The 13,530-nt window shown below is 62.7% G+C and carries 13 protein-coding genes; 7 read left to right on the top strand and 6 right to left on the bottom strand.

The features are described 5' to 3' along the window. Window positions 1-12 precede the first annotated feature (12 nt). Window positions 13-1,047 (top strand): calcium-binding protein, encoded by a 1,035-nt coding sequence (locus K408_RS0105865; protein ID WP_230646525.1) that lies wholly within the window; start codon window positions 13-15, stop codon window positions 1,045-1,047. A gap of 603 nt (window positions 1,048-1,650) precedes the next feature. Here the strand turns inward: K408_RS0105865 and K408_RS0105860 are convergent. Then, window positions 1,651-1,857: a hypothetical protein gene (locus K408_RS0105860; protein ID WP_024341815.1), complete on the bottom strand. Its 207-nt coding sequence runs from the start codon at window positions 1,855-1,857 to the stop codon at window positions 1,651-1,653. A 554-nt stretch (window positions 1,858-2,411) separates the two neighbouring features. Here K408_RS0105860 and K408_RS37635 point away from each other — a divergent pair. Next, window positions 2,412-3,200 carry an AfsR/SARP family transcriptional regulator gene (locus K408_RS37635; protein WP_196232348.1) on the top strand — a complete coding sequence of 263 codons (789 nt, stop codon included), beginning with the start codon at window positions 2,412-2,414 and terminating at the stop codon, window positions 3,198-3,200. Window positions 3,201-3,644: 444 nt separating this feature from the next. On the opposite strand, the gene K408_RS37630 is transcribed toward K408_RS37635, so the two are convergent. The 5 genes from K408_RS37630 to K408_RS0105825 all read right to left on the bottom strand — a co-directional run bounded on the left by K408_RS37630 (window position 3,645) and on the right by K408_RS0105825 (window position 7,499). After that, window positions 3,645-4,307, bottom strand: coding sequence for a type IV toxin-antitoxin system AbiEi family antitoxin domain-containing protein (locus K408_RS37630; protein WP_024341817.1), 663 nt, complete (start codon window positions 4,305-4,307; stop codon window positions 3,645-3,647). A 457-nt stretch (window positions 4,308-4,764) separates the two neighbouring features. Then, the gene (locus K408_RS0105840) at window positions 4,765-5,079 is read right to left on the bottom strand and encodes a hypothetical protein (RefSeq protein ID WP_024341818.1); all 315 of its coding nucleotides are present in this window, start codon (window positions 5,077-5,079) and stop codon (window positions 4,765-4,767) included. 45 nt (window positions 5,080-5,124) lie between these two features. Continuing rightward, window positions 5,125-5,697, bottom strand: a complete 573-nt coding sequence (locus tag K408_RS37625; RefSeq protein WP_024341819.1) for an N-acyl homoserine lactonase family protein — start codon at window positions 5,695-5,697, stop codon at window positions 5,125-5,127. 15 nt (window positions 5,698-5,712) lie between these two features. Further along, entirely contained in the window at window positions 5,713-6,102 is a 390-nt protein-coding gene (locus tag K408_RS0105830; protein WP_024341820.1) for a carboxymuconolactone decarboxylase family protein, read from the bottom strand. An 11-nt stretch (window positions 6,103-6,113) separates the two neighbouring features. After that, window positions 6,114-7,499, bottom strand: a complete 1,386-nt coding sequence (locus K408_RS0105825) for an MmgE/PrpD family protein (protein WP_024341821.1) — start codon at window positions 7,497-7,499, stop codon at window positions 6,114-6,116. 222 nt (window positions 7,500-7,721) lie between these two features. On the opposite strand from K408_RS0105825, the gene K408_RS0105820 reads away from it, so the two are divergent. The 5 genes from K408_RS0105820 to K408_RS0105800 all read left to right on the top strand — a co-directional run bounded on the left by K408_RS0105820 (window position 7,722) and on the right by K408_RS0105800 (window position 13,524). Beyond that, entirely contained in the window at window positions 7,722-8,615 is an 894-nt protein-coding gene (locus K408_RS0105820) for an NAD(P)-dependent oxidoreductase (protein ID WP_024341822.1), read from the top strand. 30 nt (window positions 8,616-8,645) lie between these two features. Beyond that, window positions 8,646-10,040, top strand: coding sequence for an MmgE/PrpD family protein (locus K408_RS0105815; protein WP_024341823.1), 1,395 nt, complete (start codon window positions 8,646-8,648; stop codon window positions 10,038-10,040). Window positions 10,041-10,119: 79 nt separating this feature from the next. Continuing rightward, window positions 10,120-11,055, top strand: coding sequence for a branched-chain amino acid ABC transporter permease (locus K408_RS0105810; protein ID WP_024341824.1), 936 nt, complete (start codon window positions 10,120-10,122; stop codon window positions 11,053-11,055). A gap of 2 nt (window positions 11,056-11,057) precedes the next feature. Continuing rightward, a complete protein-coding gene (locus K408_RS0105805) occupies window positions 11,058-12,830 on the top strand; it encodes a branched-chain amino acid ABC transporter ATP-binding protein/permease (protein ID WP_024341825.1) in 1,773 nt (590 codons plus the stop codon). Further along, window positions 12,817-13,524, top strand: a complete 708-nt coding sequence (locus tag K408_RS0105800; protein WP_024341826.1) for an ABC transporter ATP-binding protein — start codon at window positions 12,817-12,819, stop codon at window positions 13,522-13,524. Before K408_RS0105805 ends, K408_RS0105800 begins: the two co-directional genes overlap by 14 nt. The last annotated feature ends 6 nt before the right edge of the window (window positions 13,525-13,530 follow it).

Below are 13,530 nucleotides of genomic sequence, written 5' to 3'. Positions count from 1 at the left end.
GCGGACGCGTTCATGATCTCTCCCGATAGCGGCCACGATATCATAACCGACTTCCGCACCGGTCCGGGGATGTTCGACCATCTTGCGGTCATGGACATCGAACCGGAGCAGTTCCGCTTCAACGATACGCGGGACGGCGTCCGGATTAGTTGGCATACGAGCAAGGGCGACGGTTCGGTGCTGCTCGAGGGTGTATTCAAGGCGGACCTCGCACAGGATGACTTCATGTTCGCCGACGATCGGCACCTGATTGACCCGACGAGTTCTCATTCCGACCGCGTCGCCGCGGAACACTTCGTAAAGGACGAGGGTAACGAGGATGCGCCGCCGTCAGCGGGCGAGACGCCGGCGCAATTCCAGCGCTCTTTCGATGGCAATCTCGTCAAGTACGGCAGCGATGGACAGAACGACGTGTTCCATGCGACGTCCAAGAACGATCACTATTTCGGTTTGGGGGGCGATGACCATCTCTCCGGCGGGAGGGGCGACGACCATCTTGCGGGAGATGCCGGCAATGACGTCCTGGACGGCGGAAACGGACGGGACGACCTTCGCGGTGGCGACGGGGACGACAGCCTCTACGGCGGAGCTATGGCCGACAACCTCATGGGCGGCGCGGGCACCGATCATCTGAACGCCGGGGCCGGACACGACATGCTCGAAGGAGGACCGGGTGACGATATCTACAACGGCGGCGACGGCGCCGACGCTTTCATGGTTTCCCACGGCAGCGGTAACGACACTGTTGTCGCGGGTTTCGATCCAGGACCGGGCGCCTTCGATCACGTCGCCTTCATGGATATCATGCCCAACGAAGTGAGCGTCATTGATTCGCTATCTCCCCACGGCGATGGACACACGGGGGTCCTGGTGAGCTGGGGCGACGGATCAATCTTTCTGGAGGGCATCCAAAAGAGCCAGATGGCGCAGGATGACTTCATGTTCAACGCGGTAGAAGGGGGCGCGTTCGTTCCCGACCCGTCGATCAGCACCGAAGGAAGCCAGATGATCTTCCAGGGAACTCACGGCGATTGGCACCTGGCGTAGAGGCGGTTTCTTTGGGGACCCGCCGGTCGCCAACGGCCGCAGATAAAATGAAAGGCGAACGACATCGGCTCGGTCAACCGCGCCCAGCCTAAAAGTCGGATTCGCATAAGGCATATTATGGAATAAATTTATCTTCCACCGGATCAGACACTTGTCGTTTCGTGTTCGATCTGAGTCATTCGCGTTCAATTGGAGTCTACCGCACCTGCGGGTGGCCGCGGGCACACAAGGCGGTCCCGCCGCCGTGCCCCGCGCCGACTCAGCAAGCTCCTGGAGATGACTGGAGCGCTTCCTGGCGGCCAGGCTGACATTAGGACCAGATCAAGGCTTCCTCTCATCAGCCGCATCCGGCGAGATCGGGACCGCGCCTCAAGCAAGCTTTTTTGCCTTGGCGCCAGTACCGCGCTTATCGCTCGGGCGGCTATTTGCCGACGAGCCAACGGTCCGACTTCTCGGTACTCTTCAGGGGTGATGCCATCGATCTGGAACGCATCCACGGCATCCCGCATGCGACCAAGCTCCCGCCCCAGGACAGCCTTAGCGGTTTGCCTGCAATGCGGCAGTCGCAGAAATTAGTGCAGGCGATCGATCCGGCCATCATGTTCACGAGTGAGTTCGATGCATCGGCAGCGAGACCCCATGGCTCCTGAGCTGGCCGTCAATGAAATCGATCAGCGTTTGGGCGTCCTCGAACATGGCCGATTGCTTGTTGTCGTCGAGAGTCACCCGTCCGCGCCACGTCACTCGATCCTCGAGCCAAACGTGAATCACGAAACTCATTTCGGCTTGAGGTTCGCTTTGGCGATCCATCGCATGCCTGGGGAACGGGAATTTGGTTCGTACGTTGAGCCTAGCCGATCGTCCTCAGTGCTCCAGCACACGCGATTGAGTGCAGACGCAGCCGGACGAAACCCTCGCTTGACCGAAGGATGACTTAGTCGTCACCGCGACGTCACAGCGCCATTCGCCTCACGGGCTTCGAAGCCGGCTCATTCGAGTTGATCGTGCGCGATCCTCTTGATTGAGGGCGATTTTTTGGGAGGCTGACCCCGTTACCATCGTGCGGCGCAGCGGAGGTGCATTCTTGGCAGCAGCTAGTGTTGGAGTGACCGTCGACCGAACAAGTGCGCGGCCACCAATGTGAGGCGCCAAATCAAATCCAACCAGCATCGGCAAAGCGCAGACGCGCGACCGAACCCACACCGGCCCTGGCCAGCCGCACGCAGTAGCCAACGTGGCGGTCCGGCCAGCGCCGTAAGGCCGCTCGAGCGCGATACATTCGAGGGTTGCGAAATCCACTGACTGCGACTAGCCTTGCCACATTTAGAGGGTGTCTTCCTATCGTATGTTTCGGGGGGACGGGGGTGCAGGTTTCAGTAGAATTTTTGGGCCGAACACGAGTCTGCGCTGGCGACAAAGAAATTTCGGTGTCGCGGCAAAGCATTTCCTTCCTGGCTTATCTAGTCTTGTTTCGTGAGATCGACCATCCTCGTGAGGTTCTCATCGAACAATTCTGGTCGTCGAGCGAGCCGACGCGCGCGCGATCGTGTCTTGGTACGGCATTGTCGCGCCTGCGAAATGTGTTGAAGGTCAGCGGGTCGAGCTGCCTTGAATTTTCGTCGCGTGGCGAGCCTCGAATTAGCGTTTCATCGCAGGTCTGGTTTGACATTGTCGCATTTGAAACCGGCATCGCACCGTCGCTCGCCGCTTCACCCGGCCGATTGGAGCCGGCGCTGGTCAATGGCCTCGCTACCGCCCTCAACCACTATCGCGGGGATCTGATGCTGGGGTGGTATGACGATTGGGTGCTGGTCGAGCGCGAGCGGCTGCGCGTGCTTTGCTTGCGCGGCTATCGGAGGCTGATGGAGCACTATTCAGCCGCTCGGGATCTCGAGAACGCGCTCGCCGCCGGCCTATCGGCCCTTCGGATCGAACCCTTGCAGGAACTGGTTCAGCAGCACGTGATCGAGCTTTATTCCGTATCCGGGCAACGGGCGGCAGCGATACGCCAATATGATCGGCTAGCTCAGTTGTTGAAGAGTGAACTGGGCATTTCGCCGTCGAAGGCGACCCGTGATCTCATCGAGCGCATCAGACTGGACCTGCCATTGCGCAGTTCGGCATCTTGGGCGCCAAACAGCGAACCAACCTGAATTTCGCACCGTGCGGCACTCACCGTTAGGAGCGGTACGCGATCGTATGCTCCGCGATCATTGGCAGCCGTTCGGCGGCCTCGCGCGCGCCAGAAGCTATCATCGAGCGTACGAAAGCCCGGAGTATCATAGTTTGGCGTACAAAATCGCGGCCTTGGTGAGCGGGGTCCGTTACCGCCATACCCCCCCTCCCTACTTCACGCTGCGGGCCCGAATTGCACCCGCGGGAGCAAACGAAAAGCCGGGAACCCAGCCAGCGTCTCATTTGCGTGACTTTCGGCTCGGAGTGGGAGCCTAGCTAGGAGGCAGAAAATTCACAACAGTCGTGAAGCTCAGGCAGCATCTTGGCCAACAGAAGCCCTTTCGATCGCCGTGACACCGAGCTTGGACAAATCGTTGAGGACGCGCTGAAGCACGCTCGAGCTGAGGTGTTGCTCATGTTGCTCATGGCGTCATTTTCCTTCCGATTAGAGATTGCAACTCCTCCGCCGCCCGAACGGCCAACTCGATCGATTTTCTCCAACCGAGTTGGCTCGAAAGCCGTATCACCTCGTTCAGGTCGCCGCCATCCGACACGTAATCCTTGAGTGTCTTCATTGCCGGCTCGTCGCCGATCTTGGTGCGATATCGAAGCATATCGACCACAGTGCGCGAACGATTGGTGATCCTGATCGGCACGCCGGCAATTTCTATGTCATCCACGCCGATCCTCCTGGCCTCCTCAGTCCAAAAGACCAGCTTCACTGGATCTCGAGCCTTGCTCCGTATTTGTTTTGTCTTATGGGGATCGACTGCGTACCAGACGGCTCCTGGATTTTCGTCTGAAAGTCGGTGGTAGAGGGCTGCCGAGGACAGGCACACCACTCCGCCAGGATTGAGCAAAGCCGTCGCCGCGAAACTGACCCCTTCGGGCAGGTCAGCGTCTGAAGCGATGTAGATGCCGCGCGCATAAACGACGGCGACACCGTCTTCGACCGCGCGGGCCAGGCTGGCCGGATTGATCCCTGCCTTGACCAGAGCTGAGGGCGGCAGGAGCCGATTTCCGGAAAGAAGCTTCCGGATTTTGCCAAAAGATGGGGGCTCGTTCTTTTCGCCGTCGACCTGCATGCGGAAGGGGATACGGCGTCTCCATGTAATTTTGGAGGGGGTTTTACAAAAAAATACCCCCAATAATTACATCAACGATATTAGAGCATTAGCCTCGGGTGGAACCCTGGCCTGTCTTCCGGATCCTCGCCAGACGACATTTGAACCGCTTCGAACCCGTGAGATCAAATTGACTCCGGTGGAACCGGAATCCCAGCCAATGACTCTGATGGAACCCGACTAGACTCTGAAGGAGCCAACGTCCGTAGGCTGAAACTATTGGCTTTTCTCGGACCGAGACTCAGATCGAACGCGAAACGACAACACTTGTCGTTCCGTGTTCGATCTGAGTCATTCGCGTTCAATGGGAGTCTGTCAGGCCGATCCAGGCGGTTGAACTTTGGGAGCCTAAGCCACAGCACGAAAAGAGATTTTCTCAATGTGAACCGCACTAGCTGACCCGAAACATCGAGCAAAACTATCGCACTCGGCGAACCCATCGGCAGAGCCATCGCCACGCCAAGCGGAACGCCAGGATGGCGGAGCGGGTCCGTCCCGCCTTGCTGCGGCTCGCATCCTCCAGCTCCCTCGCCCGCATCGCCATGCCTGCGGCCGCCCACCGGTCGGCCGCGACGTTCGCCTCCGCGAGCGAGCGGTATCGATGAACACCCTTCGGCGCGACGCGCGGCGCCAGCTTCGCCTGGTCCATGCTCGCCACGACCTCGTCCTCGGTCGGCCCGAAGACGCTGATCGGACGTGGCTTTCGCCGGCCTACCGTGCGCACCTTGTCCATTGGGGACGTTCTTCGTTGTTATCCGCACTAGGTAATCACAGTCTCCTATGATCTGGGCTGGCAACACTCAAGCCAATCCCAGGATTTTCGGATATCCGCGGAATGTCCGCCCACCGCATGGACCGTCAGACCGGGAGCGATCTCAGCATCGCCATCGTAGAACAGGACGCGACGCGCATAGTTCAGCCGCACGATGCCGCAGACGTCCTCGACCTCGAAGGAATGCGACAACCTCGGATATTGCATGTACCGGCCGGTGGCGTAGGCTAGCTCGCGCTCCTGCAGATGAAACCGCGCGTTCGGAAACCGGTCGAAATTGCCCGCATAGTCGTAGTGCAGATGCGTGAGGATGACGTCCTTGACGTCGGCCACGTCAATATCGAACGCGGCAAGCGTCTCTACCGGGCAGCGCAGGAATGTCCGCCTGCGCTGCCTGGCGATTTCGGCGTTGAACCCGGTGTCGATGACGAAGGTGCGCCCGCTTCCCTGCGCCAGCCACATGAAATAATCCATCGGCATCGGCCCGTCATGCGGGTCGCCGCCGATGAAGTGCTCGCTGCGCTGCGCCTCCCGCGTGGCGTAGCGGATGGCGAACAGCTCGTAGACCGGATCAGCCATGTATCTGCGATCTGCTCAGGAGCCGGCCGCGTCGACCTCGTTGAACGCCTCGCGCGCGTTACGGAAGGCGTCAATGCCGGCGGGCACGCCGCAATAGACGGCGACCTGGAGCAAAATCTCCTTGATCTCCTCCTTTGTGAGCCCGTTCTTCAAGGCGCCCTTGACGTGCAGCTTCAGTTCGTGCGGCCGGTTCAGCGCGCCGAGCATCGCCAGATTGACGATCGAGCGCGTGCGCCGGTCGACGCCGGGCCGAGTCCACAACGCGCCCCAGCAGAACTCGGTCGACCATTCCGCCATGGTGCGCGTGAAGTCGTCGGCACCGGCGATGGACTTATTGACGTAATCCTCGCCGAGCACTTCCTTGCGAACCTTGAGCCCCTTGTCGAACAGTTCGGTCTTGCTCATGATCGTCCCTTTCAGGTCTTGAGAGTTGAGTTGGAAGTCGATGAACGCAATAGCGGCCGCAGCGATTGCAGCAAAGCAGCGACGTCATCGACCGCGTCGATCCGCCAGACCGCGTCGATGACACGGTCGGCGTCCCAGTCGCTTCGGCCGGTCCGCACGCCCTCGCGCAGCTTGGCCTCGAGATCGCGATCCGTGAGCGGCGCGGCAAGACTGCCGCGCGGCGAAATGACTGTCTCGGTGAGGACATCCCCGGACGCCAGGCGCAACGTCACACGCGCGGCGCCATCGCGCATTTCGCTGTCGAGCTCCGCACTCACCTTCTGCCGCAGTTGCACGATGTCGGGCCGGATTACGGTTTCCTGCACAAACTCGGCGACCCCGGCGGCACCGAGCAAAAGACCGCATGCCACGCAATGATGGATGCTGACGCGCGCATCGCGCTCGTTGTTGACCGGGCGGTTGCCACGGGCGAGCAGCAGGGCCGAGCCTTGCACCGTCACCTGCTCGATCTGGTCGATGCGTCCAGCGATCCGTTTGCGCAACAGGAGGCAGGCATCGATCACCGCGTGAAACACGATGCCGGCGGGATACGGCTTGTAGGTGTTCTTTGCGATCTCGAACGTCCTGCCGAGACCGTTGAGCAGCCGCGCGATGTCGGGCTCATCGCCCATGGTGCGGGCCCAGCCGAGCGGTCCTTCGATGGCACGGGGCGCCGCCTCGTAGCCCTGCTGCGCCAGCAGCGCGGCGAACAACCCGTTTCGCGCCGAATTGCCGACGCTGACATTCTTGGCTCCAGTCGGCAGGTTCTCGACATTGCCGGCCGACTGGCTCGCCGCAACTCCGATTGAGTTTGCAATGCCCTCCGCGGGCAGGCCCAGGAGCTTCGCGCAAGCCGCAGCCGCTCCAAAAATCCCGCAGGTCGACGTGATGTGCCAGCCACGCGCGTAATGGCGCGGCGAGACTGAATTGCCGATGCGGCATTCTACGTCCACGCCGAGAATGAATGCCGTCAGCACCTCGTGCCCCGACAACCTTCGCGTCTCCGCGAGCGCAAATATGGCGGCTGCGACCGGCGCGGCCGGATGAATGATCGTCTCGGGATGGGTGTCGTCGAAGTCGAGCAGATTCGCCGAGATGGCGTTGAGGAACGCCGCGCAGAGCGCATCCATCGGCTCGGAATGACCGATCACCGTCGATGTCGCGGCACCACTGAACGGTGCCAGCGCGCGAATCGCTGCGATGACGACGGGATCGCGTGCGGAGCCGAGTGCCGTCGCGAAGAAATTGAGGATCGATCGTCGCGCCTCGAGGCTCTGCGCTTCCACCTCCGCCCATGATGAGGCAGCGACGAAATCAGCGAGCGTCCTGCTCACGCTAGGAATGGAATATTGCGGCACGCGGGGCTTCTTCCTCGTTTTGTTCGGACTTTATGCCGATCCGCGGCTAACTGTCGACCCCAAATGTTATGCTTGACAGCTTGTCTGACAATCACAACAATCCGGCCGCTGGCGCGGGATCCCCGCCGCCGCAACGACGGCGGTCGTCCAGGCCGACTGGTAAAGGAAACGACAAGATCAAGACGGCGCGCCCATCGCGGGAGCACGCAACAGGAGTGGACGATGGCGGGAGAAACACTCGGCGTGATCGGAACGGGTCGCATGGGCGGCCCCATGGCGGGGCGATTGATGGACGCGGGCTATTCGCTCGTCGTCTACGACACGCAGAGCGACGCAACGCAGCCGCTGGTCAAGCGCGGCGCTCTCCTCGGCAAGTCGCCCGCGGACGTCGCCTCCCGCGCGGACATCGTGCTCGCAAGTCTGCCGACGCCTGACATCGTCAAGGCGGTGACGCTGGGCCAGGATGGCATCAGCAGCGGCAACCGCGCGAAGATCGTGATCGATCTCTCGACCTCGGGTCCGGGCGCGGCGAAGCTCGTCGCGGAAGGCCTCAAGGCGAAAGGCATGACGCTGGTCGATGCGCCGGTCAGCGGCGGCATCAAGGGCGCCGTCAACGGCACGCTGGCCGTGATGGTATCGTGCCCGCAGGCGACCTACGAGATCGTGCAGCCGATCCTGAAGAACTTCGGCAAGCTGTTCTACACCGGCGACAAGCCCGGCGTGGCGCAGACCGCCAAGCTCGCCAACAATCTGATGGCAGCGGCGGCGCTCGTGATCACGTCGGAAGCGGTCGCGATGGGCGTCAAGGGCGGCGTCAACGCCAAGGTGTTGATCGACATCATCAATGCCAGCAGCGGCCGCAACAGCGCTTCCGAAGACAAATTCCCCCGATCGGTGCTGCCAGGCACGTTCGATTTCGGCTTCACCACCGGCCTTTCCTACAAGGACGTCCGTCTCTGCGTAGACGAGGCCGAGGCTATGGGCGTGCCAATGGTCTGCGGCGCGGTCGTGCGGCAGATGTTGGCGATCACCAATGCCAAGTACGGTTCATCATCCGATTTCACCTCGATCGCCAAGGTGCTCGAGGAGTGGGCCGGGGTCGAGATGCGCGGCTGAGCGCGCGAGTCTTGGGGAGAGCACGTGGCAATGACGAACGGCCCGACCAGATCCGGCAAGGCATCGCTCGCGCGCCAGATGGCGCGGAGCGCACTCGCCGTCGATCTCGGCGATTTCGGGCCCGAAGTCGTCGCCAAGGCCAAGCTCTGCCTGCTGGATTTCCTGTCCTGTGCGTTCGAGGCAGGTCAGCATCCCTGGAGCCGTCAGGCGATTCAGATCGCGCATGACGGCGGCGGCGCGACCATCATCGGGACCTCGCAACTCTCCTCGCCGGCGGACGCGGCATTCAGCAACGCCGTGATGGGGCACGGCCTCGTGCGGGAAGACATGCACGCGGCCAGCATCGCGCACCACGGCGTGGTGATCTGGCCGGCGCTGCTCGCGCTGTCGGAACAGGCGCCGCTGTCCGGCGCGAGGCTACTCGCGGCCGCCATCATCGGCTATGAGACCGGCGCGCGGATCGGCCGCGCGCTTCTGACCTCCGACCTTGCGCGGCTCTATCGCCCGACCGGCGTCGTGGCTCCTCTGGGCGCGGCGCTCGCGGGAAGTTTCGCGCTCCGCCTTTCCGAGGACCAGGCGACCAGCGCCATGGCGATCGCGGCCAATACGTCCAGCGGTCTCAACGAGTGGCCGCATGCCGGCGGCTCCGACATGTATTTCCATCCGGGCTTTGCCGCCAGCAACGCGATCAAGGCGATCGGCCTGGCCGCAGCCGGCGCCTTCGGCTCCGAAACCATCCTCGAAGGCGAGGCAGGCCTGTTCGCCGCCTATCGTCGCCAAGCCGCACCCGACAGCATCGCGATCTTCCCTGGCGGAGAGTGCGAGATCATGGCCGTGTACAACAAGCCGGTTCCGGCCTGCAATTTCGCGCAAACCGCCGCTCAAGCTGCGCTCCGTGTCTCGCACGAACTCGTCGGCACCGACGAGATCGATCGCGTCGTCATTCGCGCCCCCGATGCTGCGGTTCGCTATCCGGGCTGCGACTCCCTGGGGCCTTACCGGAACGCGCTCCAGGCCAAGATGAGCATTCCCTTCAGCGTCGCGGCGACGCTGGCGCGGGGCGAGATTGAGGAAGAGAACTACGCCGAGCTCGGCAATGCCGACATCATCCGCCTGGTTTCGGTCACGGACCTCGAGGCCGATGCCGGCTTCACCGCCGCCTTCCCTGGCAAGCAGGGCGCGGATGTGACCGTGCATCTGCGGAGCGGCCGGACCATCCAGCACATGTTGCCCGACGTCATAGCCGCAACACCATCTGATATTCGCGCGCGCTTCCGCGCTGCCAGTTGCCCGGTCCTCGGTGAGGCCCGCGCGCACAGGCTGGAGCAACTCATCGAGAACAGTGACCGGCTCGACAATGCCGGCGAGATCGCAGCGCAATGCCGCCTGGACACGGCGGAACGGGTTTTACGATCGGCATCATAAGAAGTGCCGGAGAGTACGGGGGAAACATGGTCGATTTCGAGACCTGCTTAAGTTCGTCAGCCGCGCGGAGGCGGGGCTGATGGAGGGATTCCTGCAAGCGCTCGCCGCGGGCCTTCTGATCGGCGCCGTCTACGGGCTTATGTGCGTCGGGCTCGGCCTGATCTTCGGCGTCATGCGCGTCATCAACTTCGCCCATGGCGATTTCATGATGCTCGGCATGTACACCGCCTTTTATCTATTCACCGCCGCCGGCGTTCAATCGTTCTTTGGCAATGCCGTCGGACCATTCGTCGCTATCCTGCTAGCCGGCCCCGTCCTCGCTGTATTCGGCTACTTCGTCCACCGGACACTGATCTCGCACGTTTCAGGGACGCGCACCGCTTCGCTGGAAGGCGAAGGCCACTACGCCCAGCTCATCCTGACGCTCGGCATCGCGCTGATTCTGCAGAACGGTGGCTTGCTCGTCTTCGGATCGGTGCTGGCCTCGATCCGCACGCCGCTGTCGAGCTCGGCCTGGGAGCTCGGCCCTTTCTTCGACATGAGCATCTTCCTCAACAAGGCGCGCAGCATCGACATGATCGTTTCGCTGGTCATGATGATCCTGCTTTCGCTGCTGATCACGCGGACGCGGATCGGCAAGTCGTTACGGGCGGCCGCCGACAATCCGACCGCCGCGACCTATATGGGCATCGACGTCGACCGGGCGCACCGCACCGCCTTCGCGCTCGGCTGCGGCATCACGGCGATCGCCGGCGGCCTGCTTGCCACCAACTATCCGTTCCACCCGTTCGTCGGCCTCGAATACGTCATCGTCATGTATGCGGGCGTCGTGCTCGGCGGCATGGGCAGCATCATCGGCGCGTTCTGGGGCGGCATGACCATCGGCCTGGTGCAGCAGATGTCGACGCTGATCCTGCCGACGCAGCTGCAGAACGCAGCGATCTTCGCAGTCTTCCTCCTCATCATCTTCTTCCGTCCGCAAGGCTTCTTCGGACGGATGGTGGAGAGGACGTGACGATGCTCCGGACGCGCTCCTTTCTGCCCCCCCTGCTGTTCACCCTCGCCTATGCCGCGCTCTCGCTCGGCGTGACCAATTCCTATTACCAGCTGATCCTGACGCTGGTGCCGGTCTGGGCGGTGTTCGGCCTGTCCTGGAACCTGCTCAGCGGCTACACCGGATTGATCTCCTTCGGCCACGCCGCATTCTTCGGCATCGGAGCCTATGCGACTGCGCTCGGCCAAATCTACTTCGACATCTCCCCCTGGCTGCTGATCCCCGTCGCAGCCGTGCTCGGCGGCATCGCCGGGCTCCTGATCGGATTTCCGACCTTCCGCCTCCAGGGCCACTACTTCGCCCTGGCGATGCTCGCCTACCCGCTCGCCATCCTCTACGTGTTCGAGTGGCTCGGCTTTCAGGAGGTGACGCTTCCGATCAAGCGCAATGCGCCGATCGCCTACATGCAGTTCTCCGACCCGCACATCTACACGCTGCTGGGGCTCGCGATCATGCTGGCGACCATCGTGCTGACGCAAGTGATCGAGCGTTCCCGCTTCGGCATGGCGCTGCTCGCTATCAAGCAGAACGAGGCCGCGGCCGAGGCGGCTGGCATCAACACGCTCGCTTGGAAGCTGCGCGCGATCACGTTGAGCGGCGCTATCGCCGCCACTATCGGCGGCTTCTACGCCCAGGTGCTGCTGGTCGTGACGCCGCAATCAGTGTTCGGCATGCTGGTGTCGGCCCAGGCACTGACCGTCGCCATGTTCGGCGGCGTCGGCACGGTCTGGGGCCCGGTGATCGGCTCGGTGATCCTGATTCCGCTCGCCGAGGTCCTGCATGCCGAGGCCGGCGACCGCTTCCCCGGCATCCAGGGCGTCATCTTCGGCTTCGCCATCGTCTGCGTCATTCTGCTGGCGCCGGAGGGTCTGTTCTGGAAGCTGCGCGATCTGTTGCGCAAGCGGATGGCGCCGAAGGCGGCTGCAGCTGACGTCCCCGAAACAGCGGTCGCCAACGTCACCGCGCTGAAGCCCGCCTCGCAGCAGCGTGCGGCCACCGGCGAGATCATGCTCGAGGTCAAGAACCTCTCGCGTTCGTTCGGCGGTCTCAAGGCGGTGCAGAATGTCAGCTTCAAGCTGCACCAGAACGAAATCCTCGGCATCATTGGGCCCAACGGCGCCGGCAAGACGACGCTATTTAATCTCCTCAACGGCTTCCTGAAGCCGAGCGAGGGGGAAGTCTTGATCGGCGGCCGCAACATGTCCGGTCAACGGCCGCACGTGATCTGTGAAGCCGGCATCGGCCGCACCTTCCAGGTCATGCGGCCGTTCCTGCGCATGTCGATCCTCGACAATGTCGTGGTCGGCGCCTATGTGCGCGCGCGATCCGACGAGGTGGCGCGCAAGCTCGCTTCCGACGCGGTCGCCCGTGTCGGGCTCTCTGCCGTCGCCGACCGCCTGGCCGGCGAGCTTTCGACGAAGGAGCTGCGGCTGATGGAACTTGCCCGCGCCATCGCCGGCCAGCCGCGCATCCTGCTGCTCGACGAGACGCTCGCGGGCCTTGGCCACGGCGAGGCCGATGAGGTCGTCGCAGTGATCCAGCAGCTCGCGCGCGACGGCACGACCATCGCGATCATCGAGCACACGATGCAGGCGATGGTCCGCTTGGTCGACAGGTTCGTCGTGCTCGACCACGGCGCCGTCATCACCGAAGGCCTGCCGGAAGTGGTGACGCGCGACAATCGCGTGATCGAGGCCTATCTCGGCAAGAAATGGGTGGGCCATGCTGCGAATTGAGGGATTGAGTGCGGGCTATTCCGCCAAGCCCGTCCTGAACGACATCTCGATCAATGTCGGCGCCGGCGAGTTTGTCGCGATCGTCGGACCAAACGGCGCCGGCAAGACCACGCTTTTCAAGACGATCTCCGGCATCGTCAAGCCGAGCGGCGGGGCCATCACCTTCGACGGCGTCGATCTGCTCGCCGTGCCGCCGCCGCAGCGCCCCCATCTCGGCATCGCCCACGTTCCCGAGGGCCGACAGGTCTTCCCGTCTCTCACCGTGATGGAGAACCTGGAAATGGGCGCGATGACGGAGAGCGGCCGGCGCGACTGGCAGAGCAACATCGAGCGCATCTTCGAGTGGCTACCGGTGCTGAAGGAACGCCGCAACCAGTTCGCAGGCACGATGTCTGGTGGCCAGCAGCAGATGCTCGCGATCGGCCGCGGCCTCGCCTCCTCGCCGAAGCTGTTGATGCTCGACGAGCCCTCGATGGGGCTGGCGCCTTCGACCGCCGACTTCATCTTCGAGCGCCTGATCGAGATCCGCCGTCAATCCGGCCTGACCATGCTGCTGGTCGAGCAGCGCGTCGCCGAAGCGCTGGAATCGGCGGATCATGGCTACGTCCTCGAAGCCGGGCGCGTCGTGCTCGAGGGCAACAACGACACGCTGCGCGCGGACGATCGCGTGCGCAAGGCCTATCTTGGCATGTGACGACAA

The organism is Bradyrhizobium sp. in8p8, assembly GCF_000426845.1.
In the GTDB taxonomy this organism is placed as follows: domain Bacteria; phylum Pseudomonadota; class Alphaproteobacteria; order Rhizobiales; family Xanthobacteraceae; genus Bradyrhizobium; species Bradyrhizobium japonicum_C.
This window is presented reverse-complemented; position numbering and strand designations above follow the sequence as displayed.

Coding starts and splice junctions, on each gene's coding strand:
- K408_RS0105865 (WP_230646525.1), top strand. CDS start 13: ATGATCTCTCCCGATAGCGGCCACGATATCATAACCGACTTCCGCACC.
- K408_RS0105860 (WP_024341815.1), bottom strand. CDS start 1,857: ATGGATCGCCAAAGCGAACCTCAAGCCGAAATGAGTTTCGTGATTCAC.
- K408_RS37630 (WP_024341817.1), bottom strand. CDS start 4,307: ATGCAGGTCGACGGCGAAAAGAACGAGCCCCCATCTTTTGGCAAAATC.
- K408_RS0105840 (WP_024341818.1), bottom strand. CDS start 5,079: ATGGACAAGGTGCGCACGGTAGGCCGGCGAAAGCCACGTCCGATCAGC.
- K408_RS37625 (WP_024341819.1), bottom strand. CDS start 5,697: ATGGCTGATCCGGTCTACGAGCTGTTCGCCATCCGCTACGCCACGCGG.
- K408_RS0105830 (WP_024341820.1), bottom strand. CDS start 6,102: ATGAGCAAGACCGAACTGTTCGACAAGGGGCTCAAGGTTCGCAAGGAA.
- K408_RS0105820 (WP_024341822.1), top strand. CDS start 7,722: ATGGCGGGAGAAACACTCGGCGTGATCGGAACGGGTCGCATGGGCGGC.
- K408_RS0105815 (WP_024341823.1), top strand. CDS start 8,646: ATGACGAACGGCCCGACCAGATCCGGCAAGGCATCGCTCGCGCGCCAG.
- K408_RS0105810 (WP_024341824.1), top strand. CDS start 10,120: ATGGAGGGATTCCTGCAAGCGCTCGCCGCGGGCCTTCTGATCGGCGCC.
- K408_RS0105805 (WP_024341825.1), top strand. CDS start 11,058: ATGCTCCGGACGCGCTCCTTTCTGCCCCCCCTGCTGTTCACCCTCGCC.
- K408_RS0105800 (WP_024341826.1), top strand. CDS start 12,817: ATGCTGCGAATTGAGGGATTGAGTGCGGGCTATTCCGCCAAGCCCGTC.